Raw genomic sequence first — 22,329 nt, forward strand, 5'->3', positions numbered from 1 at the left:
TCAGGAGCCGTCCCCGCGCACGGGGAGGCCCGTACAGGAGGTGCAGGGCGTGATGGGTGGCGAGCGGGAGTACCGGGTCGAGCACGATTCGATGGGCGAGGTCCGGGTGCCTGCCGACGCGAAGTGGCAGGCGCAGACGCAGCGGGCGGTGGAGAACTTCCCGGTGTCGGGGCAGAGGCTGGAGCGGGCGCACATCGCGGCGCTGGCGCGGATCAAGGCGGCGGCCGCCCGGGTGAACGCGCGGCTGGGGGTGCTGGAGGAGAGCACCGCGGAGGCGATCGCGGCGGCGGCCGAGGAGGTGGCCGAGGGGCGCTGGGACGACCAGTTCCCGGTGGACGTCTTCCAGACCGGTTCGGGCACCTCCTCCAACATGAACGCCAACGAGGTGATCGCCACGCTCGCCTCCGAGCGCCTCGGCCGGCCCGTCCACCCGAACGACCACGTGAACGCCAGCCAGTCCTCCAACGACGTCTTCCCGTCCTCGATCCACATCGCGGCGACCGCCGCCGTCACCCACGACCTGATCCCCGCGCTGGAGCACCTCGCGGAGGCGCTGGAGCGCAAGGCGGTCGAGTTCGCGACGGTGGTCAAGTCCGGCCGCACGCACCTGATGGACGCCACGCCCGTCACCCTGGGCCAGGAGTTCGGCGGGTACGCGGCGCAGGTGCGGCACGGGCGCGAGCGGCTGCTGGCGACGCTGCCCCGGGTGGCCGAACTGCCGCTGGGCGGAACGGCGGTGGGCACGGGCATCAACACCCCGCCCGGCTTCCCGGAGGCCGTGATCGCCGAGGTGGCCCGCACCACCGACCTGCCGCTCACCGAGGCGCGCGACCACTTCGAGGCGCAGGGCGCGCGGGACGCGCTGGTGGAGCTGAGCGGCCAGCTGCGCACGGTGGCGGTCGGGTTCACGAAGATCGCCAACGACCTGCGGTGGATGGGCTCGGGCCCGCGCACGGGCCTGGGCGAGATCAACCTGCCGGATCTGCAGCCCGGTTCCTCGATCATGCCGGGCAAGGTGAACCCGGTACTGCCCGAGGTGGTGCTGATGGTGGCGGCCCAGGTGGTGGGCAACGACGCGACGGTGACGCTGGCGGGCGCCAGCGGCAACTTCGAGCTGAACGTGATGCTGCCGGTGCTGGCGCGCAACGTGCTGGAGTCGGTGCGCCTGCTCGCCAACTCCGCCCGCCTGCTGGCGGACCGGACGATCGACGGTGTGACCGCCAACGTCGAGCGGGCCCGGGAGTACGCGGAGTCCTCCCCCTCGGTGGTGACCCCGCTGAACCGCTACATCGGCTACGAGGAGGCCGCGAAGGTCGCCAAGCAGTCGCTGGCCGAGCGCAGGACCATCCGTCAGGTGGTGCTGGACCGCGGGTACGTCGAACGGGGCCTGCTCACCGAGGAGCAGCTGGACGAGGCCCTGGACGTCCTGCGGATGACCCGCCCGTAGCGGCGGGAGCCCGGGCGCGGCGGGAGCCCGGGCGCGGAACGGACGCAGGGCGTGCGCCGGGGCGCGGTGGGCGGTGTGGCCCTCCGCGCCCCGGCGCGGATTGCGGGGTGTGTCAGCCCTTGGCTCGGCCGGCGCGGCCGCGCCGCATCGACGCTCCGTTCGACGTCATGGTCGCCATGGACAGCGCCGCGAGGCCGAGCAGGAACATGACGGCACCGGTGATGAGGCAGGTGACGATGTTCTTGCCGTGCGCGACGGAGCCGGAGACGGCCCAGGGGGAGATGATCGTCCAGACGCCGAGCGCGGCGGCCGCCCAGGCCCTCGCGTGGGTGCGTTCGTAGGCCGATCCGTAGCCGGCCATCAGCGCCGTGTAAGCCAGACCCACGATCAGGCAGGTCACGGTCAGGGTGCTGAAGGCGGTGAAGCCGACGATCCACGGCGATGCCGCGAGGAAGAGGCCGGCCAGTACGGCCAGGGCTTCGACGCCCTGGGCGCGGGGGGTCGAGGTGACCCGCTCGTAGTGTTCGCGGAGTTCGACGATGTCCGGATGGTGCTCCATGCCCGTCGGGATATGGGTTGCCACCGATACCACCTCCTGTGGTCCGGATGGGTGAAGGCGCATGCGCCCTACCCCATTCTGGCGCTTCTCGATGGTTTTGCACCCGATCGTCCCGAATGACCGATAACCATCCGGTCACGCCGGTGACCTGCGTCTCACCGCCGCGCGCCGCCATTGCCTATGCAACTCGTTGCATAGGAGGATGCGGGTCATGGCACTGGAGCACGCGATCCTCGTCTCGCTGCTGGAGCAACCCGGCTCCGGCTACGAGCTGGCCCGGCGCTTCGACCGCTCCATCGGACGCTTCTGGACCGCCACCCACCAGCAGATCTACCGGGTGCTGCGGCGGATGGAGGCCGACGGACTGGTCGTCTCCGAGGAGGTCGCCCAGGACGGACGGCCGGACAAGAAGGTGTACGCGGCGTCCTCGGACGGGCGGGCCACCCTGGCCGACTGGCTGCGCGAGCCCGTCGAACCGGAGACCGTCCGGCACGAGCTCGCGGTCAAGATCCGCGCCGCCGCCTTCGACGACCCGGCCGCGCTGATCTCCGAGGTCGAGCGGCACCGGGAGGCCCACGCCGCCCTGCTCGCCCGCTACCTGCACGGCGAGCAGCGCGACTTCCCCGAGACCCCCGCCGCCGACACGGACGCCCGCCGGGAACTGCAGCACGTGGTGCTGCGCGGCGGCATCGAGTACGAGCGGATGACCATCGCCTGGCTCGACGACGTCCTCGCCACACTGAACCGCCTCGCCCAGCGCTGAGCCGACCCCTGCCTCTTCGCCCACCCCCACTCTCACCCACGCCTGACGGGAGCCACTCGATGCTCTTCAACCCGCGCACCTACGACCCCGCGCAGTTCGACGAGCCGACCCGTCGGCTGCTGCGCGCGACCGTCGACTGGTTCGAGACCCGCGGCAAGAAGGCGCTCCTCGACACCTACATCGACCGCGCCTGGTACGCCGACTTCCTCGAGTTCGCCGCGCGGGAGGGCCTGTTCGCCGAGTTCCTGACCCCCTCCTCGGTGGACGCCGACAAGCGCTGGGACACCGCCCGCATCGCCGAGCTCAACGAGATCCTCGGCTTCTACGGGCTCGGCTACTGGTACACCTGGCAGGTCACCATCCTGGGCCTGGGCCCGGTGTGGCAGAGCGAGAACGAGGCGATGCGCGCCCGCGCCGCCGAACTCCTGCGCGAGGGCCACGTGATGGCCTTCGGCCTGTCCGAGCGCACCCACGGCGCGGACATCTACTCCACCGACATGATCCTCACCCCGGACGGCGAGGGCGGCTTCACCGCCACCGGCTCCAAGTACTACATCGGCAACGGCAACGTGGCCGGCCTGGTCTCGGTGTTCGGCCGCCGCTCCGACGTCGAGGGTCCCGAGGGCTACGTCTTCTTCGCCGCCGACAGCCGCCACGAGGCGTACCACCTGGTCAAGAACGTGGTCAACGCCCAGATGTACGTCAGCGAGTTCCGGCTGGAGGACTACCCGGTGCGCGCCGAGGACGTGCTGCACACCGGCAAGGCCGCCTTCGACGCCGCGCTGAACACCGTCAACGTCGGCAAGTTCAACCTGTGCACCGCCTCCATCGGCATCTGCGAGCACGCGATGTACGAGGCCGTCACCCACGCCCGCAACCGGGTGCTCTACGGCAAGGCCGTCACCGAGTTCCCGCACGTGCGACGGGAGTTGACGGACGCCTACGCCCGCCTGGTCGCGATGAAGCTGTTCAGCGCGCGGGCCGTGGACTACTTCCGCAGCGCCTCCCCCGAGGACCGCCGCTACCTGCTCTTCAACCCGATGACCAAGATGAAGGTCACCACCGAGGGTGAGAAGGTCATCGACCTGATGTGGGACGTCATCGCGGCCAAGGGCTTCGAGGCGGACACCTACTTCGACAAGGCCGCCAAGGACATCCGGGGCCTGCCCAAGCTCGAGGGCACCGTCCACGTCAACCTGGCGCTGATCCTCAAGTTCATGGGCAACTACCTGTTCGCGCCCGCCGACTACGCCGAGGTGCCGACGCGCCTGGACGCCGCCGACGACGAGTTCCTGTTCCGGCAGGGCCCCGCGCGCGGCCTCGGCGCGATCCGCTTCCACGACTGGCGCATCGCCTACTACCGGCACGCGCACCTGCCCAACGTCGCCCGCTTCCGCGAGCAGGCGGACGGCTTCTGCACGCTGCTGCTCAAGCACGCGCCGAGCGAGGAGCAGCAGGCCGACCTGGACTTCCTGCTGGAGATCGGCCAGCTGTTCGCGCTGATCGTCTACGGCCAGCTGGTGCTGGAGCAGGCCGAGTCGACGGGCCTGGACGCGGACGTGCTGGACCAGATCTTCGACGCGCTGGTGCGTGACTTCTCCGCGCACGCCACCGAGCTGCACGGCAAGGCGTCCACCACCGAGGAGCAGGCCGCCTGGGCGCTGGCGCACGTGCGCCGCCCGGTCGCGGACGCCGACCGGGCCGCGAAGGTGTGGGCGAAGGTCGAGGCGCTGTCGGGCGCGTACGAGATGCGGCCGTAGGGCTGGGCGCACCCCGGGGGTGCCGGTCGGCGGACCGGCACCCCCGGTTTCAGCCGTCGGGTTTCACCTGACGGCTTTCAGCTGACGGATTTCAGCGGACAGGCTTCAGCGGACGGATTTCATCCGACGTGTTCTGTCATCTGTCAGGGGCCGGGGAGTCCCCGAGGCCCATGTCACGGGCCCGGGCGACGGCCTCGGCGCGGGTGGCGACGTGCAGCTTCTCGAAGATGTGGGTGACGTGGTTGCGCACCGTCTTCTCGGCGACCACCAGCTCCCGGGCGATGCGCCGGTTGTCGTGGCCGCGGGCGACCAGGTCCAGCACCTCGGCCTCGCGGGCGGTCAGCTCGGGGAACAGCTGCCCGGCCTCGCGCATCTTCGCCCCGGCGAGCAGCGCGGTGATCCGGCCCGCGACCTCGCCGCCGAAGACGGCGCCGCCCGCCGCGACCGTCCGGACGGCGTGCAGCACCTCCTCCCGGCCGGCGCCCTTGACCAGGTAGCCACGCGCCCCGGCCTGGAGTGCGGCGAGCAGGTTGCCGTCGTCGTCCGACATGGTGAGCATCAGCACCGGCGGCGCCTGCTCCTGCAGGCAGAGGCGGCGCACGGCCTCCAGCCCGGAGCCGTCCGGGAGCGAGAGGTCCATGATCACCACGTTGGGGCGGCTGCGGGCCACGGCCCCGGGCACGTCCGCGACCCGCTCGGCCTCGGCGACCACCCGCACGCCCTCGGCGCTCTCCAGGGCCGCCTTGAGGCCCTCGCGGAACAGGGGGTGGTCGTCGACGATCAGTACCCGGACGGGCGGGGTCGCTTCCGGCTGGTCCGAGGGGGCTGACGTTCGCTGTTCATCCACCCGGCCGACACTAACAGCGCACATGATGTGACTTTCCGTGACATGCCCGGAGGTCGTCCGCACGGCGGGGTCCCGGGGGGTTCGGCTTCCCCGGGTCGAGGTCCCGGGCGACATGCGTGACCGCTGCCTCACGCGCCCGGGACACCGGGCCGACGAGACTGGAACGTAATGCCGGGGACGAGACGCCGGCCCGTCAGGTCGCGGCCGGTGGACCACGCCGCGTCCGGAACGAGGTGGTGCGATGACCACGGTGACCCCTCCCCCGCGCCGCACCCGCGACGAGCGGCAGCTGTTCGCCGCCGCCGCCGTGACGGCGGTCTGCTTCGCCGCCGCGACGCTGTGGATCTGTTACGTGCTCGTCCACCTGGGAGAACCGGGCGTCTCGCACCCCCGCGACCAACTCGCCATCCTCGTCTACACCCTGCCGACCGCCGCGGCCGGCATGCTGCTGCACGCCCACCGGCCGGGCAGCCCACTCGGCTGGGTGATGCTCCTCTACGCGCTCACCGCCATCCTGCCCAGCGCGGCGGCGGCCCCGGTCTGGGTCGAGATCACCGACCCGGGCCTCGTCGGCGCCACCCTGGTCCTCGACGTGGTGTGCACCTGCGTCAACGCCACCCTCCTGTACTCCCTTCCGCTGTGGCTGCCGAGCGGACGGCTCACCAGCCGGCGCTGGTGGTGGTTCATCGCGGCCGTCGCCCTGTGGGTGACGCCCGAGGTGGCGGCGCAGCTCCCCGACCGGACGGCGTACGGGCGGCCCAACCCGCTCTCGTCCGATCCGCTCGGGCACCTCGCCCTCGACCTCGTCGACCGCCTGGGCGGCCACGACATGCTGATCGGCGAGTGCGTGACCGGGTTCGTCGCACTGGTCCTGCTCTCGCGCCTGCTGCGGCCCGCCCCGCGCGAGCGCGACCGCGGCGGGGCGGGGCTGCGCCGCCACCGGCTGCGGGTCGCGGGGATGCTCGGGGCGTACCTGCTCTGGGTCGGGCTGCAGGACATGTACGAGCGCACCCGCTCCGAGCACTACTGGCTGAGCTACTCGCTGTTCGCCGCGGCGGGCCTCGTCTGGGCGGTCGCGGTCGGCTTCCTGGTCGTACGCGACCGCGGCTGGCAGCTGGACCGGGCGGCGCGCAACGTCCTGATCGGGCTGCAGCTGGGCACCGGCGTCACCGCGCTGTTCGTGGTGGCGGCGGCGGTGCTGTCCGACTGGCTGCTGCCCGGGCGGGGCGGGGCGGCGCTGCTGCTGATCGCGCTGGTGTACGTGCTGGGCGCGGCCCTGCCCAGGGCGGCGCGGCGGGCCGTCGCCCTGGTGGACCGCCTGTACTACGGCGAGCGTGCGCAGCCCTACCAGGTGCTGCGCACGCTCGCGGAGCGGGTGCGCCAGGTCGTCGACCCGGAGCGGTTGCCGCAGGCGCTGTGCGCGACGGTCGCCGAGGAGCTGAAGCTGCCCGGCGTCACCCTGGCCGTCACCACCCGGGCCGGGCGGCGCATCCTGGCCACCGCCGGGCGGCTGGACGGGCGCAGCGAGGGGTTCGCGCTCGTCCACAACGGGCTGGCGATCGGGGAGCTGACCATCGGGCTGCGGGCCGGGGAGGAGCGGCTGTCGGCGAGCGACATCGACATCCTGCGCTCGCTGGCCGACCAGGCGTCCCCCGCCGTCGCCTCGTTGCAGCTCCAGGAGGACCTGCTGGCCAGCCGGGAGCAGATCGTCGCCGCCCGGGAGGAGGAGCGGCGGTGGCTGCGGCGGGACATCCACGACGGGCTGGGGCCCGCGCTGGCCGGGCTGCGGCTGCGGGTGGACAACGCGGCCTCGGGGGCGGAGGAGGATCTCGCGGGCCCGCTGCGCACGGTCTCCGAGGGGCTGGGGATGGCGATCCGGGAGGTCCGCCGGATCACCGACCGGCTCGGGCCGGCGCCGCTGGGCGAGCTGGGGCTGGCGCGGGCGGTCGGGCAGCTGGCGGACACCTTCAGCGGGGCGGGGCTGACCGTGGCGGCGCAGGTGTCACCGGAGCCGCTGCCCCAGCTGCCGGCGGCGGTGGAGGTCGCGGCGTACCGGATCACGGCGGAGGCGCTGAACAACGTGCTGCGCCACGCCCGGGCCCGGACGGTGCTGGTGACGCTGCGGGTGGACGACGAGGCGCTGACGCTGACCGTGCAGGACGACGGGGTGGGGTTCCACGAGCCCGCCGAGGTGCCGCCGGGGGACGGGGTGGGGCTGCGGTCGATGGCGGACCGGGCGGCGGAGATCGGCGGCCGCTGCACCGTCGAGCCACTGCCGCAGGAAGCGGGCACCCGGGTGCTGGCGGTGCTGCCGCGCTCGGCGGACAGGTGACGGATGGCAGCTGACAGGTAACGGCTGACGGCTGACAGATTTCGAATTCTGTCAGCCGTCAGCCGTTACCTGTTATTCGTTGTGTGTCACTTGCCGGGCCCGCAGTCGAAGCGGCATTCGTCCGTGGTCGGTTCGCCGGCGGACAGCCCCGTCGACGCACCTCCCGTCGACGCGCTTCCCGGCGACGCAGTTTCCGGCGATGCGCTTCCCGGCGACGGAACGGATCGGGAGCAGGCGTCCCGCAGCGCGGCCACCGCCACGAGCAGTCCCATGATCGCCCCGAGTCCGCACATCGCCTCGGAGGCCGTGATCGAACGTTTCGTATGCATGAGATGGTTCTCCTGATTCCTCCGGGCGACCGATCCGCTTCCGGCCGATCGCTCCGTACTCAACTGTGGTGACGGGCAAGCCCCGTTTGCATGGGCCCGAGGTCCCGTTCAGGTCCCACAAACGCGCCGACCCGGCCACGCACGACGGCCGCCGGGGAGCCCGCCCCGGCCCGCAGGCCGTACCGCTCGCCCGCCCGGACGTACACCAAGTCGCCGGTGAACAGGGGGACTTCGCGGCCGTCCGAACCGAGGTGGACACCGGATCCCGAGAGCAGCACCAGGAAGGTGTCCGCCTCGGCCTCGGTGTACGGCCCGCACTCCTCGCCCGCCGCCAGCTCCACCGTCTCGACGGCGATCCGCCGGGCGGTGCTGCCGGAGCTCCGCGAACCTCCGCGCTGGGCGGGGATGTTGGGGCCTTGGGGTCCGGCCTTCTCGGCCTTCACGAGGCGGACGGTGAGCAGGGCCGCCGGTGCGCCGCCGCGTGGGGCGGCGAACCGGTGGCTGCTGCCGGGCGCGTGGTGGAGCACCTCGCCGGGCAGCAGGGTCCGGCCGGCGGCGCGCAGCCGTCCGGCGAGCACGACGGTGGCCGACTCCACGGACTGGCAGGGCAGTTGCTCGGCACGCGCCCCCGGCGGCAGGGTCTCGACCGCCAGCGCCGCCCGGACGGACGGGCGCTGGTCGGGGTCGATCACCCGCTGGAAAACGGGCGCGGTGCGCGGCACCGCGACGGGGACGAGGATCATGATCGGTCTCCCGGGATCGGGGCGAGGTCAGGGGTGGCGGTCGAGGTGGCGGTCAGGGACGGCTGTGGCGTTCGGCGCGGCGCCCCGCGAGGGACTCGCGCGTACCGGCGGAGCGCCGGGGCGCCATGAGGGTGAGGCAGAGCAGTTCCGCACCGAGCGGTCCGGCCTCGAGGTGCAGGGTGCGTCCGCGGCGGGCCAGCAGCAGGTCGCCGTCCGAGGCCAGGTGGTCGACCTCGTCGGCGACTTGGCCGACGAGGGCACTGCCGCGCAGCACGTGCACGACGGTCTCGGTGTCGGGCCGGGCCTCCAGGACGTGGTGGGCGCCCGGGCTGAGCCGCAGGTGGTCGAAGGTCTCGCAGGCGCTGGCGAGCATGGTGCGGCGGGCCAGTGAGCGGACCCGCACCCTTTCGCCGTTCGGGCCGAGCAGGACCATCGCGGATCCGGTGTCGGTGGTGACGATCACCGGGAATCACCTTCTTCGGGATCGGTGCGGTCGGGGTCGGTGCGGTCGGGGTCGGTGCGGTCGGGATCGGTGCGGTCGGGAGTGGCCTGGGGCGGCACGGTGGCGGCGGCGAGGATGGCGTGGAAGTACTCCATCCCGGCTGTGCCGGCGGTGAGGACCGTCCCGGAGCCGAGCGGCAGCACGACCGCGGTGCCCTCGACCAGCGCCACGCCGATGTCGGCGCGCTCGGACTGGTCGGGGCGTACGACGTCCTCGGGCAGGGCGGCGACGCCGGAGCCGGCGGTGACGTACAGCGCATGTTCGGCGCCGTCGCCGCCCACCTCGGTGCTGCGCCCCGGTTCGAGCCGCTGCAGTCCGACCGCGCGCAGCGGGCCGGCGAGCAGGCGACCCGGGTCGACGGCTCCGCGTCGGCGCAGGTCGGTGATGACTGTGCCGGGCATCTCGCACGCTCCTCGGTTCCCGGACGGGCCCTGCGGTCCATCTCTGCGCACCACGCTCCGCCGCCCGCCGTCCCGTCCGCGCGGGGGTGGCGTCCCGTCCCGCTCCCGGTCCCCCGCCCGGGCCGTCCCGGCCGTTTCCCGGGCTGTCCCGGCCCGGTCCCGCTGCGGTCCCACCCCGCTCCCGCCCCACTCCCACCCCACTCCCGACCGACTCGTGCCCCGCTCCCGCCCGGCTCCCGCCCAACTCCCGGGCGACGTACGGTGGAGACCGGAGGCCGTGGAAATGCGCGTCACCGGAGTCCACTTCACCGACCGCACCGACGCCGGACGGCGGTTGGCCGCCCTGCTCGGCCATCTGCGCGGCCCCGGCACGGTGGTCGTCGCGCTGCCCCGGGGCGGGGTTCCGGTGGCGGCCGAGGTGGCGGCGGCGCTCGGTGCGCCGCTGGACATCTGCGTGATCCGCAAGCTGGGCGTGCCGCACCAGCCCGAGCTGGGCATGGGCGCGATCGGCGAGGACGGCGTGCGGGTGCTGAACGAGCAGGTGATGCGGGCCGCCGGGGTGGGCGGGGAGCAGCTGGCCGAGGTGGAGCGGCGGGAGCGGGCGGAGCTGGAGCGCCGGGCCCGCCGCTACCGGGGCGGGCGCGCGCCGGCCGCCGTGCGCGGGCGCACCGTGGTCGTGGTGGACGACGGCGTGGCGACGGGTTCGACGGCGCTGGCGGCCTGCCGGATCGTGCGGGCCCGGGGCGCGGCGCGGGTGGTGCTGGCGGTGCCGGTGGCGCCCTGGGACTGGACGGAGCGCCTGGCCGGGGCGGCGGACGAGCTGGTGTGCGTGGCCACGCCGTCGCCGTTCTTCGCGATCGGCGAGTTCTACGGCGACTTCTCGCAGACCCAGGACGAGGAGGTCCTGCGGCTGCTGGGCTCCGGAAAAGCAGGGGAGGCCGGGGACGCCGGGGACGCCGGAGACGCGGGCGGGGCGACGCGGGAGCGGGAGGTGTGGCTGACCGCCGCCGGCGTGCACCTGGCGGGCCTGCTGACCGTTCCGGAGGCCCCGCTCGGGGTGGTGGTGTTCGCACACGGCAGCGGCAGCGGGCGCCTCAGCCCGCGCAACCGCGACGTCGCCCGGTACCTGAACGGCCGGGGCCTGGCCACGCTGCTGTTCGACCTGCTCACGGAGGCCGAGGAGCCGGACCGGCGCAAGGTGTTCGACGTGGAGCTGCTGGGCGCCCGGCTGGCGGCGGTGGCCCGGTCCCTGGGCGACCAGGACGGCCAGGACGGCCAGAACAGCCAGAACGGCCAGGACGCCAAGGAAGGCCTGCCCGAGGCACGCGGCCTCCCCCTGGGCCTGTTCGGCGCCAGTACGGGCGCGGCCGCCGCCCTGCACGCCGCCGCCGAACCGGGCTCGGCCGTACGGGCGGTGGTCTCGCGCGGCGGGCGCCCGGACCTGGCCGGGCCGGGCGACCTCGCCCGGGTGCGCGCCCCGACGCTGCTGGTGGTCGGCGCACGGGACACCGCCGTGCTGGACCTCAACCGGCGGGCCCGGGAGCGGCTGCGGTGCGTCAGCGAGCTGGCGGTGGTGCCGGGCGCGAGCCACCTGTTCGAGGAACCGGGCACACTGGAGCGGGCCGCCGAGCTGGCCGGGGCGTGGTTCCTGCGTCATCTGCCGCGCGCCCCCGGGGCTGGAGGGGCGGTTGCGCAGACCCGGTGAATCCCCTGCGCCAGGCAGCGCACTTTGCACAGTCGAACCAGGGATTTCCTGATCAGCTTGTACACATTGAGCAGTGAAAACCCGACCTGTTGCCCAACCCATCGGACAGGAGCAAGCTCTCGGCCAACCGCACCGACCACCCTTACCCGGCGCGGCCGCGATCCGAGTGCGCGATCCAAGCGGACGCCTCAGAGCCGAGGCCCTAACTGGAGGAACGACCGATGACTCCGCAGTCCCACGCCCTTGAGCTGACCCCCGAGGAGCGCGAGGCCGGTCTCGACGCCGACCAGCTGCGCCGCCTCGTCGGCCTCGTCGAGCACGACGCGGCCTCCGACCCGTTCCCCGTCACCGCCCAGGACGCGGTCGTCTTCGTGGTCGGCAACGCCACCCAGACGGCCCAGTTCTACCAGGCCGTGTTCGGCATGGAGCTGGTGGCGTACTCCGGCCCGGAGACCGGCCGCCGTGACCGCAAGGCGTTCGTGCTGCGCTCCGGCTCCTGCCGCTTCGTGATCAAGGGCGGCGTCCTGCCGGACAGCCCGCTGCTGGACCACCACCGCCGCCACGGCGACGGCGTCGTCGACCTGGCCCTGGAGGTCCCGGACGTCGACAAGTGCATCGAGCACGCCCGCGCCACCGGCGCCACCGTGCTGGAGGAGCCCAACGACGTCACGGACGAGAACGGCACCGTGCGCCGCGCCGCCATCGCCACCTACGGCGAGACCCGTCACACCCTCGTCGACCGCTCCCGCTACAACGGCCCGTACCTGCCGGGCTACGTCGTGGCGAAGAGCAGGGTGCAGCACCCGGAGGGCTCGCCCAAGCGCCTGTTCCAGGCCCTGGACCACGCGGTGGGCAACGTCGAGCTGGGCCGCATGAACGAGTGGGTGTCGTTCTACAACCGCGTCATGGGCTTCGTGAACATGGCCGAGTTCGTCGGCGACGACATCGCCACCGAGTACTCCGCGCTGATGTCCAAGGTCGTCGCCAGCGGCAACCACCGGGTGAAGTTCCCGCTCAACGAGCCGGCCGTCGCCAAGAAGAAGTCGCAGATCGACGAGTACCTGGAGTTCTACACCGGCCCCGGCTGCCAGCACATGGCGCTCGCCACCAACGACATCCTCACCACCGTGGACGTGCTGCGCGCCCGCGGCGTGGAGTTCCTCGACACCCCGGACGCGTACTACGACGACCCGGAGCTGCGCGAGCGCATCGGCAAGGTGCGCGTGCCGATCGAGGAGCTGAAGAAGCGCGGCATCCTGGTCGACCGCGACGAGGACGGCTACCTGCTGCAGATCTTCACCAAGCCGATCGGCGACCGCCCGACCGTCTTCTACGAGTTCATCGAGCGCCACGGTTCGCTGGGCTTCGGCAAGGGCAACTTCAAGGCGCTCTTCGAGTCCATCGAGCGCGAGCAGGACCGCCGCGGCAACCTGTGACCGCTCAGGGCCGGTCCGGCGCCGAACGCCACGATCGTGGCGTTCGGCGCCGGGCGGGCCCTCACCCGCCGTAACCGTCGCGGCGAACCCGTTCGGCACGGTCGAGAAGCAACAGGGAGCAGGGAGATGGCGTACTACCGGCAGCTGGGCAGCATCCCGCCCAAGCGGCACACCCAGCACCGCACACCCGAAGGCGGGCTGTACTACGAGGAGTTGATGGGCGAGGAGGGGTTCTCCTCCGACTCGTCGCTGCTCTACCACCGGGGCATCCCCTCGGCCGTGGTGAACGCGGTGCCGTGGGAGCTTCCGGACCAGTCCACGGTGCCCAACCACCCCCTGCTCCCGCGCCACCTCAAGCTGCACGAGCTGTTCGCCGGCCAGGAGTGGAAGTCGGCGGACGTGGTGGGCGGGCGCCGGCTCGTCCTCGGCAACGGGGACGTGCGGATCTCCTACGTCGCCGCCGGGGCACCGAGCGAGCTGTACCGCAACGGGCTCGGCGACGAGTGCGTGTACGTGGAGTCCGGCTCCGGCACGCTCGAGACGGTCTTCGGCTCGATCGAGGTCGGGCAGGGCGACTACGTCGTCATCCCCCGGGCCACGACCCACCGCTGGGTGCCCTCCGGCGACGAGCCGCTGCGCGCGTACTGCATCGAGGCGAACAGCCACATCACCCCGGTCAAGCGCTACCTCTCCAAGTACGGGCAGTTGCTGGAGCACGCGCCGTACTGCGAGCGGGACTTCCGCGGGCCCGTCGGGCCACTGGTCGTCGAGGACTCGGGCGACGTCGACGTCCTCGTCAAGCACCGCGGCCCCAACGGGGTCGCGGGCACCCGCTACACCGTGCCGCACCACCCGTTCGACGTGGTCGGCTGGGACGGCTGCCTGTACCCGTTCGCCTTCAACATCAAGGACTTCGAGCCGATCACCGGCCGCATCCACCAGCCGCCGCCGGCCCACCAGGTCTTCGAGGGCAACGGCTTCGTGATCTGCAACTTCGTTCCGCGCAAGGTGGACTACCACCCGCTGTCGATCCCGGTGCCGTACTACCACGCCAACGTGGACAGCGACGAGGTCATGTTCTACTGCGGCGGCGACTACGCGGCGCGCAAGGGCTCGGGCATCGCCCAGGGCTCGATCTCGCTGCACCCGGGCGGGCACACCCACGGGCCGCAGCCCGGCGCCTACGAGCGCAGCATCGGCGCGGAGTTCTTCGACGAGCTGGCCGTCATGGTGGACACCTTCCGGCCGCTGGAGCTCGGCGAGGGCGGGCGGGCCTCCGAGGACTCCGGCTACGCCTGGACGTGGGCGGGCCGGGGGCCCGGGCGATGAGCTCCGCGCACCCCGCTGCCTCCGCGAACCCCGCTGCCTCGGTGGTCCCCGGTCCCGTGATTCCCGGGCACGTGATTCCCGGGCTCTTCCGCGGGCTCTTCGACGACGCGGCGGTGTTCCCTCCGGGGAACCTGCCGGTCGCCGAGGCGGTGCCCGCGCACCGCGCCCACCGGGCGGCCTGGTACGCCGAGTCCGTCGGACCGCTCCTGTGCGGGGCGGGCCGGCTGGACGAGTTGACCGCGGCGGCGGGCGAGCAGCCGCTGCGGGTCGGGCTCGTACTGCCGGGGGGCAGTGCGGAACTGGCCCCGGCGCTCGCCGCCGCCGCGCCCTTCGAGGTGGCCGGCGTGGAGCTGGCCACCCGGGACGCGGCCGGCGCCCTCGCCGAGCTGGACCGCCTGCTGGCGCCGGAGATCCCCGCCGCCGTCGAGCTGCCGCGCGAACTCCTGCGCGGGCAAGGCCTGGAGGCGGCGCTCGACCTGATCGCCGACAGCCGCTACCGGGCGAAGTTCCGCACCGGCGGCCTGGTCGCCGACGCGTTCCCCGACGAGACGGAGCTGGCGGCCTTCCTCACCGGCTGCGCGCGGCGCGGCCTGGCGTACAAGTGCACGGCCGGGCTGCACAACGCCGTCCGGCACACCGACGCGACGACGGGCTTCGAGCACCACGGCTTCCTGAACGTGCTGCTGGCCGCCCAGGAGAGCGACCCGGCCGTGGCCGCCGAGGTGCTCGCGGAGCGCGACGGCGAGGTACTGGCCAAGGCCGTCCGTGCACTGACGGATCGTCAGGTTACGGTGATCCGCGACTCGTTCACCGCGTTCGGCACGTGCAGTATCGCCGAACCGCTGGCCGACCTGGCCTCGCTCGGCCTGCTGCCGGCCAGTCCACTGCCCCAGGAGGACCGTTGAGCACCACCCCCAGCAGCCCCCGCAGCTGGCTCGTCAGCGCCCAGGACTCGCCGTTCGGCGTGCACAACCTGCCCTACGGCGTGTTCACCGCCTCGGACCGGCCCGGGCGGCGCCGGATCGGCGTGCGTGTGGGCGACTTCGTCCTCGACGCCGGGGCCGCCGCCCGCGCCGCCGGGGCGCCGTCCGTCCTGCTGGACGCCGACTCGCTCAACCCGCTGATGGCGGCCGGGCGTTCGACGTGGACGCAGGTGCGCTCCGACCTCACCGCCTGGCTGACGGACGAGTCCTACCGCGAGGCGCTCACCGGCGCGCTGCTGCCCGTCGGGGAGGTGGAACTGCACCTGCCGTTCGAGGTCGCCGACTACGTCGACTTCTACGCCTCCGAGCACCACGCCACCAACCTCGGACGGATCTTCCGGCCGGGCTCGGAGCCGCTGACGCCCAACTGGAAGCACCTGCCGATCGGTTACCACGGCCGGGCCGGCACGGTGGTCGTCTCCGGCACGCCGGTGATCCGCCCGCACGGCCAGCGCAAGGCGCCCTCGGACGCCGTGCCGAGCTTCGGACCCAGCCGGCGCCTGGACATCGAGGCCGAGGTCGGCTTCGTCGTCGGCGCCCCCTCGCAGCTGGGGCACCCGGTGACGCTGGACGACTTCGAGCAGCACGTGTTCGGCGTCTGCCTGCTCAACGACTGGTCGGCGCGCGACATCCAGGCGTGGGAGTACGTGCCGCTCGGCCCGTTCCTCGGCAAGTCCTTCGCGACCTCGATCTCGCCGTGGATCGTGCCGCTGGACGCACTGCGCCACGCCCGGGTCACCCCGCCGGCACGCGACGTCGAGCCGCTGCCGTACCTGGACGACCGCGGCCGCGAGCCGTGGGGCCTGGACCTGGCCATGGAGGTCCGGCTCAACGGGCACACCGTCTCGCGTCCGCCATTCGCCACCATGTACTGGACGGCGCAGCAGCAGCTCACCCACATGACCGTCAACGGCGCCTCGCTGCGCACGGGCGACCTGTTCGCCTCGGGCACGGTCAGCGGGCCGGAGGTGGACACCCGGGGTGCGCTGATCGAGCTGACCTGGAACGGCGAGGAGCCGCTCAAGCTCGCGGACGGGACGACGCGCACGTTCCTGGAGGACGGGGACGAGGTCGTGATCACGGCCACCGCCCCGGGGGCGGGCGGCGCGGTCGTCGGGTTCGGCGAGGTGGCGGGGCGGGTCGTCGGCTGACGGTCGGCAGTTGACGGCTGACGGCTGACAGGTTTCAGCGAACGGCTCACAGCTGACGGATTTCATCATCTGTCAGCTGTGAGCCGTTCGCCGTTTCCGCCCGGGCGTGGCCCGACCCGGCCCGGCCCGGCCCGGCCAAGCGCTACAGCGCCGACCCGCCGGTGGCGTCGACGACCCGGCCGGAGACCCAGCGGGCGTCGTCCGAGGCGAGGAAGGCCACCACGCCCGCGATGTCCTCCGGCTGCCCGACGCGGCCGAACGCGGAGACCGAGGCCGCCCAGGCGGCGGCTTCCTGGTCCCCGTGCAGCCAGCTCGTGTTGTCGGTGTCGACGATGCCGGGCGCCACCGAGTTGACGGTGATGCCGCGCGGCCCGAGCTCCTTGGCCAGGTTGAGCGTGAAGGTGTCGAGCGCGCCCTTCGTCGAGCCGTAGGCCATGACCTCCGGCATGGCGATGCGGGCCAGGCCGCTGGAGATGTTGATGATCCGGCCGCCGTCGCGCAGCCGCTCCAGCCCGTGCTTGACGATGAAGAGCGGCGCGCGGACGTTGACCGCGAACACCTCGTCGAAGCCCTCCTCGGTCAGGCTCGCGAGGTCGGCGCTGCGCCCGATCCCGGCGTTGTTCACGATGATGTCCACGCCGCCGGTGGGCGCGTGCTCGCCGATCCGCTCGTCGAACGCCTCCCAGAGCGCGACGGCGTCGCCGTGCCACCCCAGCGCGGCGGGCAGCGCGAACGCCCGGCCGCCCGCCGCGCGGATGCCCTCGACCACCTCGGCGGCCGCCTCCTTCTCCCGCGCGTAGCCCACGGCGACGACGGCGCCGTCCCGGCCCAGCCGCTCGGCGATGGCCCGTCCGATCCCCCGGCTACCGCCGGTGACCAGTGCCGTCCTGCCCTCCAGTGCGCGCCCGGTCATGGCCCACCCCTCCCTGTTCGCGTCGCCACTCATTTATTGAGTGATCGCTCAAAAAAGAAGCTAGCACACCTGCGACCCACTTCTTGAGCGACTGCTCTAAAATTTCGGCATGGCCGAGAAGACCCACCCGACGCCCCCGCCCACACCGGCTGCCGCCCCCGCGGCCCGGCCCGCCCGGCGCGGTCGGCCACCGGCCTTCGACCGCGCCGAGGCGCTCGCGGCGGCGACCCTGCTGTTCTGGGAACGCGGCTACGAGGCCACCTCCGTCAGCGACCTGACCGCCGCCATGGGCATCCGCCCCGGCAGCCTCTACGCCGCCTTCGGCGACAAGCGCACCCTCTTCGAGGAGGTCGTCCGGGAGTACGGCAACTCCCCCGCGGGGTCGTTCCTCGGCACCGCCCTGGCCGAGGAGCCCACCGCCCGCGCCGCCTTCGCCCGCGTCCTGCGCGAGACCGCCACCGTCTACGCGGACCCGGCCCACCCCGCCGGCTGCCTGGTGATCAGCGCGGCGACCAACGTCTCCGTCCAGGACGCCGAGGTCCAGACCCGGCTGCGCGACCTGCGCAACGCCAACCTGCGGATCTTCGAGGCCCGGCTGCACACCGCCCGACAGGACGGCGAACTCCCCCCGGACGCCGACCCGTCCGCCCTCGCCCGCTACTTCGCCACGGTGATCCAGGGCATGTCCCAGCAGGCCCGCGACGGCGCCACCGTCGACGAGCTCGCCCGCACCGCCGAACTGGCCCTCCAGGTCTGGCCGTCCCCGTGATCACCTCCGCCCGGCGCCCCCGGTACGGTGGAGCGCGGCGGCCGCCCGGCCGCCGCCACCGAGGGACGGGAGCGGACGGATGAGCGCACAGCCGGAGCAAGCGCCGGAGGTCCTGACCCACCTGGACGGCGGGCTCGGACGGATCGTGCTGAACCGCCCCCGCGCGCTCAACTCCCTGACCCACGGCATGATCACGGCCGTTCGCGCCGCCCTCGACGCCTGGGCCGAGGACGACCGGGTGCGCGCCGTCGCGCTCACCGGTGCGGGCGAGCGCGGCCTCTGCGCGGGCGCCGACATCCGCGCCATGCACGAGGACGCCAAGGCCGGCGGGGCCGGCATGCGGGCGTTCTTCCGCGACGAGTACCGGCTCGACTCCCTGATCGCGCACTACCCGAAGCCGTACCTGGCGGTCATGGACGGCATCACCATGGGCGGCGGCGTCGGCCTGTCCGCCCACGGCGCGGTGCGGATCGTCACCGAGCGCTCCACCGTCGCCATGCCCGAGACCCGCATCGGCCTCGTCCCGGACGTCGGCGGCAGCCGCCTGCTCGCCCTCGCCCCCGGCGAGTTGGGCACCCACCTCGGACTCGCCTCCGCCTCGATGGGCCCCGGCGACGCGCTGCTGTGCGGCTTCGCCGACCACTTCGTGCCCTCCGCCCGGGTGCCCGGGCTACTCGACGCCCTGGCCCGCGCCCTGGAGCCCGGCCGCGCGGGCGCCGCCGACCCGGCCGCCGCCGTCCGGGAGACCGTCGCCGCGCACGCCGAGCCCGCGCCCGAGGCCCCGCTGGCCGCCAAGCGCGCCTGGATCGACGTCTGCTACGCGGCCGACACCGTCGAGGAGATCATCGAGCGACTGCTCGACTCCGGCGTGGCGGAGGCGAAGGAGGCCGCCGGACAGCTGCTCGGGAACTCGCCCATCGCCGTCAAGGCCGCCCTGGCCGCGCTGCGCCGGGCCCGTACGCTCCCCTCGCTGGAGGCTGTGCTCGACCAGGAGTACCGGATCTCCTGCGCCGCCCTCGACGGTCACGACCTGGTCGAGGGCATCCGCGCCCAGGTGATCGACAAGGACCGCGACCCGCACTGGTCGCCCGGTTCGCTCGCCGAGGTGACGGACGCGGACGTCGAGCGCTTCTTCGCGCCCCGCCCGGACGACGAGCTGGGCCTGGAGGGCTCCCGGCCCTGAGGTCCGGTGGGGGCCCTCGCCCGCCGGCCCCGGTGATCCGGTGATCCGGTGATCTGGTGATCTGGTGATCTGGTGATCGTCGTCTCGCATGCCAAGACTGGCGCGAGGCGGGGCACGTCGTGGATCCTCGGGTGGTCAGGGCGCGCCCGTGCGGCGCCGAGCAGCGGAATGGGAGTCGACGGCGATGACCGAGACCGAGACCTACGAGACGATCCTGGTCGAGCGCAGGGGCCGGGTGGGCGTGATCACGCTCAACCGCCCGAAGGCGCTGAACGCGCTGAACACGCAGCTGATGAACGAGGTCGTCGCCGCGGCGACCGCGTTCGACCGGGACCCGGAGATCGGCTGTCTGGTGATCACCGGTTCGGAGAAGGCGTTCGCCGCCGGCGCCGACATCAAGGAGATGCAGGGCAACGCGTTCCCCGACGTCTACCTGGACGACTGGCTGGGCCCCTGGGACCGGCTCGGCGCGCTGCGCAAGCCCGTGGTGGCGGCCGTGGCCGGGTTCGCCCTGGGCGGCGGCTGCGAGCTGGCCATGCTGTGCGACATCCTGCTGGCGGCGGACACCGCGAAGTTCGGCCAGCCGGAGATCAAGCTCGGTGTCATCCCGGGCATCGGCGGCTCGCAGCGTCTGACCCGGGCGATCGGCAAGGCCAAGGCGATGGAGCTGTGCCTGACGGGCCGGATGATGGGCGCCGAGGAGGCCGAGCGGGCCGGCCTGGTGTCGCGGGTCGTCCCGGCCGATCAGCTGCTGGAGGAGGCGATGACCACCGCCGAGACCGTCGCGGCGATGTCGGCCCCGGCCGCGATCATGATGAAGGAGAGCGTCAACCGCGCCTTCGAGACCACGCTCGCCGAGGGTGTGCGCTTCGAGCGCCGCCTCTTCCACGCGGCGTTCGCCACGGCGGACCAGAAGGAAGGCATGACGGCGTTCGCGGAGAAGCGGGCGCCGAAGTTCGAGAACCGCTGACGGCGAACAGAGGTCAAAGAACAGAGGTCAACGAACAGAGCACAGCGAACGGATCACAGATTTCACCATCTGAACTCTGTGATCCGTTCGCTGTTTTTCGTTCGCCGTCAGCTGTCACTTGTCAGTTGTCAGTTGTCAGTTGTCAGTTGTCAGCTGTTCCCCGTCACTCGTCGCTCGTCACCGGCGCCGGACCGTCGGCCTCCTCCACCAGCGCGGTGTTGATCCGCGCGAGCCCGCTGCGGGTGGCGGCGACCACGAGCCGGTCGCCCGGGCCGAGGCGGCGGGTGCGGTCGGCGAACTTCCAGTTCAGCCTGGGGTTGCGGGCGAAGCCGACGGCGATCACCCGGACGCCGCCCGGGTCCTCCAGGTCGTGGCGGTTCATGCCGATCAGCCCGCTGCCGTCCTCCACCGTCAGTTCGGCGATCAGCAGCGCGTGCCGGAACACCGAGAGCGTCCCGCGCACCTCACGTCCCATCAGGGCGGCGGCGAAGGCGGGCGCGGCCAGGTAGGAGACCGAGCGGGAGGCCGCGTCGTCCAGCGTGGCGTAGAAGTGCCGGGCGAAGTCGTCGTCGAACAGCCGCACCACGACCCGTACGGACGGGTTGCCGTGCCGGGCCTCCAGCGCCGCCTCGACGTTGGTGGCGTCGTCGCCGCTGACGGCGACCACCGCCCGGCTGTACCGCAGCCGGGCCCGGCCCAACTGGTCCTCGAAGGGCCCGTCGCCGACCACGACCGGAAGGCCCAGCGAGCGCAGGGCCGCGATGCCGCGTGCCTGGGGGTCGCGCTCCACGCCGACCACGGGAACGCCCAGCCCGTGCAGCTGTTCGGCGATGCGGGTGCCGAGGTTGCCGAGGCCCACGACGATCACGTGGTCGCGGGTGCCGGCCCCCGGGTTGCGCGGCAGTCCGCGCCGCGTCGAGCCGAGCACCTCGACCGCGATGGCGGTGGCGACCGGTGCGAAGGTGATCCCGCACAGCGTGATCACCACCTGGGCGATCCGCTGGCGGAGCCCGCCGGTGCCCGTCCCGTTGGCGACGTCGGCGAGCTGGTCGGGCTGGGCCGCGCCCGCCAGGTCGAGCAGCGAGACGTACACCGTCCAGCCGAAGTCCCGGTTGAGGTACCAGAGCAGGCCGAAGGACATCATCACGGCCGCGAGGGCGATGAGCAGCACCACCCGCAGCCGGGCACTGGTGAGGAAGCGCAGCGTGTCGAAGGCCCGCCACCTCACCCGCTGCACCCAGCTGATCGCCTCGTGCGGTTCCATCGGCAGCGCCTGGAGCGCGGCCACACCGCCGGCGCTCTCCTCGGTCTCGGCGGCACGCCCCGCATCACCGCCGGAACCGCCCTCGGCGACCGCCTCGGGCTCCTCCTCGGGCTCCTCCTCCGCGCGTGGCGGCGGCACCCGTCCGGCGCCGCCGCCGGGGCGCCGGACCGGCCCGTCGTCCCCGAACTCGGTGGCCAGTTCCAGGAACTCCTTGAAGGCGCCCTGTTCCTCCGGCATGAGGCGGATCCTGCTGAGGTCCTGGCGGTCGATCTGGTCGGCGACCACGCAGATCCGGTCCGAGGTGATGGCCTCGTCGAAGGCGACGTAGAGGAACTGCCCCTCGATCTCGACCGAGTTGGGCCGCCCGAGCGCGGCGGCCGCGAAGGCCGGGGCGGCGGTGGCCGAACCGGAGAGCGCGGCGCCGTTCTTGAGGAGCCGTTCGATGTTCTCGCCGAGGCGCTGGTTGAACATCCGCAGGACGATCCGCAGGTCCGGGTTGTGGCCCTGGGCGCTGAGCGCCGCGTGGATGTTCTCCTGGTCGCCGCCCTCGACGAGGGCCAGGCCCCGGGCGGTGGTGACGGAGACGGCGCGCAGCGCCTCCTCGGTGATGCTGGCGTACTCCACGACGGCCGAGACGCCCGGCAGTTGCTCGATCTGGGGCGCGTGGTCCCGGGTGCGGTCGGCGACGAGGACGACGACCGGGACTTCGTAGTGCTCGACGAGTTCCAGTACGAGGCGATGGGCGAGGGCGTTGCCCCCGCACACGATGTAGTGCTGGCTGATCGGTTCGACCGGCGGGGTCCCCCACCCTGCGGATGTCATACCGGATGGTATCGATCGCCGGTGGATGGAACATGACATTCAGAAGACCTACCGCCCATGCGGAGCGATATGGCGGCACCTCAGGAGCCGCTCGACACACATGCCGTCACCCGGACGGAGC

General features: G+C 72.9%; 19 protein-coding genes. 12 read left to right on the forward strand and 7 right to left on the reverse strand.

Features of this window, described 5'->3' with window-relative positions:
• Nucleotides 1-52 precede the first annotated feature (52 nt).
• Nucleotides 53-1,447 (forward strand): class II fumarate hydratase, encoded by a 1,395-nt coding sequence (locus ACIBCA_RS08650; protein WP_396282400.1) that lies wholly within the window; start codon nt 53-55, stop codon nt 1,445-1,447.
• Between the two features lie 112 nt (nt 1,448-1,559).
• Here ACIBCA_RS08650 and ACIBCA_RS08655 read toward each other — a convergent pair whose 3' ends face one another.
• The gene (locus ACIBCA_RS08655) at nt 1,560-2,006 is read right to left on the reverse strand and encodes an SPW repeat protein (protein ID WP_396282107.1); all 447 of its coding nucleotides are present in this window, start codon (nt 2,004-2,006) and stop codon (nt 1,560-1,562) included.
• A 211-nt stretch (nt 2,007-2,217) separates the two neighbouring features.
• Between ACIBCA_RS08655 and ACIBCA_RS08660 the strand changes: the two genes are divergently transcribed.
• Both ACIBCA_RS08660 and ACIBCA_RS08665 read left to right on the forward strand, forming a co-directional pair.
• Nucleotides 2,218-2,769, forward strand: coding sequence for a PadR family transcriptional regulator (locus tag ACIBCA_RS08660; protein WP_396282108.1), 552 nt, complete (start codon nt 2,218-2,220; stop codon nt 2,767-2,769).
• A gap of 59 nt (nt 2,770-2,828) precedes the next feature.
• On the forward strand, nt 2,829-4,529 hold the full coding sequence (locus tag ACIBCA_RS08665) for an acyl-CoA dehydrogenase family protein (RefSeq protein WP_396282109.1): 1,701 nt from the start codon (nt 2,829-2,831) through the stop codon (nt 4,527-4,529).
• Nucleotides 4,530-4,665: 136 nt separating this feature from the next.
• Here ACIBCA_RS08665 and ACIBCA_RS08670 read toward each other — a convergent pair whose 3' ends face one another.
• Nucleotides 4,666-5,376, reverse strand: coding sequence for a response regulator (locus tag ACIBCA_RS08670; RefSeq protein ID WP_396282110.1), 711 nt, complete (start codon nt 5,374-5,376; stop codon nt 4,666-4,668).
• 241 nt (nt 5,377-5,617) lie between these two features.
• Here ACIBCA_RS08670 and ACIBCA_RS08675 point away from each other — a divergent pair, with 241 nt between their 5' ends.
• Nucleotides 5,618-7,708: a sensor histidine kinase gene (locus ACIBCA_RS08675; RefSeq protein ID WP_396282111.1), complete on the forward strand. Its 2,091-nt coding sequence runs from the start codon at nt 5,618-5,620 to the stop codon at nt 7,706-7,708.
• A 388-nt stretch (nt 7,709-8,096) separates the two neighbouring features.
• Here the strand turns inward: ACIBCA_RS08675 and ACIBCA_RS08680 are convergent, their stop codons facing one another.
• The 3 genes from ACIBCA_RS08680 to ACIBCA_RS08690 are packed head-to-tail and all read right to left on the reverse strand — an operon-like array spanning nt 8,097 to nt 9,683.
• Complete coding sequence (locus ACIBCA_RS08680; protein WP_396282112.1) at nt 8,097-8,780, reverse strand: cupin domain-containing protein; 684 nt, start codon at nt 8,778-8,780, stop codon at nt 8,097-8,099.
• A 52-nt stretch (nt 8,781-8,832) separates the two neighbouring features.
• Nucleotides 8,833-9,243, reverse strand: coding sequence for a hypothetical protein (locus ACIBCA_RS08685; protein WP_396282113.1), 411 nt, complete (start codon nt 9,241-9,243; stop codon nt 8,833-8,835).
• Complete coding sequence (locus ACIBCA_RS08690) at nt 9,240-9,683, reverse strand: hypothetical protein (RefSeq protein ID WP_396282114.1); 444 nt, start codon at nt 9,681-9,683, stop codon at nt 9,240-9,242. Before ACIBCA_RS08690 ends, ACIBCA_RS08685 begins: the two co-directional genes overlap by 4 nt.
• Nucleotides 9,684-9,966: 283 nt before the next feature.
• On the opposite strand from ACIBCA_RS08690, the gene ACIBCA_RS08695 reads away from it, so the two are divergent.
• The 5 genes from ACIBCA_RS08695 (at nt 9,967) to fahA (ending at nt 16,287) form a co-directional block, all read left to right on the forward strand.
• Entirely contained in the window at nt 9,967-11,388 is a 1,422-nt protein-coding gene (locus ACIBCA_RS08695; RefSeq protein ID WP_396282115.1) for a phosphoribosyltransferase family protein, read from the forward strand.
• 221 nt (nt 11,389-11,609) lie between these two features.
• Complete coding sequence (gene hppD / locus ACIBCA_RS08700) at nt 11,610-12,824, forward strand: 4-hydroxyphenylpyruvate dioxygenase (RefSeq protein ID WP_396282116.1); 1,215 nt, start codon at nt 11,610-11,612, stop codon at nt 12,822-12,824.
• 126 nt (nt 12,825-12,950) lie between these two features.
• A complete protein-coding gene (locus tag ACIBCA_RS08705) occupies nt 12,951-14,153 on the forward strand; it encodes a homogentisate 1,2-dioxygenase (RefSeq protein WP_396282117.1) in 1,203 nt (400 codons plus the stop codon).
• Nucleotides 14,154-14,224: 71 nt separating this feature from the next.
• Entirely contained in the window at nt 14,225-15,058 is an 834-nt protein-coding gene (locus ACIBCA_RS08710; protein ID WP_396282118.1) for a hypothetical protein, read from the forward strand.
• A complete protein-coding gene (gene fahA, locus ACIBCA_RS08715) occupies nt 15,055-16,287 on the forward strand; it encodes a fumarylacetoacetase (RefSeq protein WP_396282119.1) in 1,233 nt (410 codons plus the stop codon). Before ACIBCA_RS08710 ends, fahA begins: the two co-directional genes overlap by 4 nt.
• A 142-nt stretch (nt 16,288-16,429) precedes the next feature.
• Here fahA and ACIBCA_RS08720 read toward each other — a convergent pair whose 3' ends face one another.
• Nucleotides 16,430-17,200: an SDR family oxidoreductase gene (locus ACIBCA_RS08720; RefSeq protein WP_396282120.1), complete on the reverse strand. Its 771-nt coding sequence runs from the start codon at nt 17,198-17,200 to the stop codon at nt 16,430-16,432.
• 109 nt (nt 17,201-17,309) lie between these two features.
• On the opposite strand from ACIBCA_RS08720, the gene ACIBCA_RS08725 reads away from it, so the two are divergent.
• The 3 genes from ACIBCA_RS08725 to ACIBCA_RS08735 all read left to right on the forward strand — a co-directional run bounded on the left by ACIBCA_RS08725 (nt 17,310) and on the right by ACIBCA_RS08735 (nt 20,122).
• Nucleotides 17,310-17,969, forward strand: a complete 660-nt coding sequence (locus tag ACIBCA_RS08725) for a TetR/AcrR family transcriptional regulator (RefSeq protein ID WP_396282121.1) — start codon at nt 17,310-17,312, stop codon at nt 17,967-17,969.
• A 79-nt stretch (nt 17,970-18,048) separates the two neighbouring features.
• Nucleotides 18,049-19,152, forward strand: coding sequence for an enoyl-CoA hydratase/isomerase family protein (locus ACIBCA_RS08730; RefSeq protein WP_396282122.1), 1,104 nt, complete (start codon nt 18,049-18,051; stop codon nt 19,150-19,152).
• A gap of 184 nt (nt 19,153-19,336) precedes the next feature.
• On the forward strand, nt 19,337-20,122 hold the full coding sequence (locus ACIBCA_RS08735) for an enoyl-CoA hydratase (protein ID WP_396282123.1): 786 nt from the start codon (nt 19,337-19,339) through the stop codon (nt 20,120-20,122).
• A 163-nt stretch (nt 20,123-20,285) separates the two neighbouring features.
• Here ACIBCA_RS08735 and ACIBCA_RS08740 read toward each other — a convergent pair whose 3' ends face one another.
• Nucleotides 20,286-22,208 carry an NAD-binding protein gene (locus ACIBCA_RS08740; protein ID WP_396282124.1) on the reverse strand — a complete coding sequence of 641 codons (1,923 nt, stop codon included), beginning with the start codon at nt 22,206-22,208 and terminating at the stop codon, nt 20,286-20,288.
• Nucleotides 22,209-22,329 lie beyond the last annotated feature (121 nt).

Source organism: Kitasatospora sp. NPDC051170 (assembly GCF_044455705.1).
GTDB lineage: Bacteria > Actinomycetota > Actinomycetes > Streptomycetales > Streptomycetaceae > Kitasatospora.

What these genes read in the sequence shown, in the direction of transcription:
- ACIBCA_RS08720 (WP_396282120.1), bottom strand. Translation starts at nt 17,200, where the DNA reads ATGACCGGGCGCGCACTGGAGGGCAGGACGGCACTGGTCACCGGCGGT.
- ACIBCA_RS08705 (WP_396282117.1), top strand. Translation starts at nt 12,951, where the DNA reads ATGGCGTACTACCGGCAGCTGGGCAGCATCCCGCCCAAGCGGCACACC.
- ACIBCA_RS08660 (WP_396282108.1), top strand. Translation starts at nt 2,218, where the DNA reads ATGGCACTGGAGCACGCGATCCTCGTCTCGCTGCTGGAGCAACCCGGC.
- ACIBCA_RS08650 (WP_396282400.1), top strand. Translation starts at nt 53, where the DNA reads ATGGGTGGCGAGCGGGAGTACCGGGTCGAGCACGATTCGATGGGCGAG.
- ACIBCA_RS08730 (WP_396282122.1), top strand. Translation starts at nt 18,049, where the DNA reads ATGAGCGCACAGCCGGAGCAAGCGCCGGAGGTCCTGACCCACCTGGAC.
- ACIBCA_RS08675 (WP_396282111.1), top strand. Translation starts at nt 5,618, where the DNA reads ATGACCACGGTGACCCCTCCCCCGCGCCGCACCCGCGACGAGCGGCAG.
- ACIBCA_RS08665 (WP_396282109.1), top strand. Translation starts at nt 2,829, where the DNA reads ATGCTCTTCAACCCGCGCACCTACGACCCCGCGCAGTTCGACGAGCCG.
- ACIBCA_RS08725 (WP_396282121.1), top strand. Translation starts at nt 17,310, where the DNA reads ATGGCCGAGAAGACCCACCCGACGCCCCCGCCCACACCGGCTGCCGCC.
- ACIBCA_RS08690 (WP_396282114.1), bottom strand. Translation starts at nt 9,683, where the DNA reads ATGCCCGGCACAGTCATCACCGACCTGCGCCGACGCGGAGCCGTCGAC.
- ACIBCA_RS08735 (WP_396282123.1), top strand. Translation starts at nt 19,337, where the DNA reads ATGACCGAGACCGAGACCTACGAGACGATCCTGGTCGAGCGCAGGGGC.
- ACIBCA_RS08695 (WP_396282115.1), top strand. Translation starts at nt 9,967, where the DNA reads ATGCGCGTCACCGGAGTCCACTTCACCGACCGCACCGACGCCGGACGG.
- ACIBCA_RS08740 (WP_396282124.1), bottom strand. Translation starts at nt 22,208, where the DNA reads ATGACATCCGCAGGGTGGGGGACCCCGCCGGTCGAACCGATCAGCCAG.
- ACIBCA_RS08655 (WP_396282107.1), bottom strand. Translation starts at nt 2,006, where the DNA reads ATGGAGCACCATCCGGACATCGTCGAACTCCGCGAACACTACGAGCGG.
- hppD (WP_396282116.1), top strand. Translation starts at nt 11,610, where the DNA reads ATGACTCCGCAGTCCCACGCCCTTGAGCTGACCCCCGAGGAGCGCGAG.
- ACIBCA_RS08680 (WP_396282112.1), bottom strand. Translation starts at nt 8,780, where the DNA reads ATGATCCTCGTCCCCGTCGCGGTGCCGCGCACCGCGCCCGTTTTCCAG.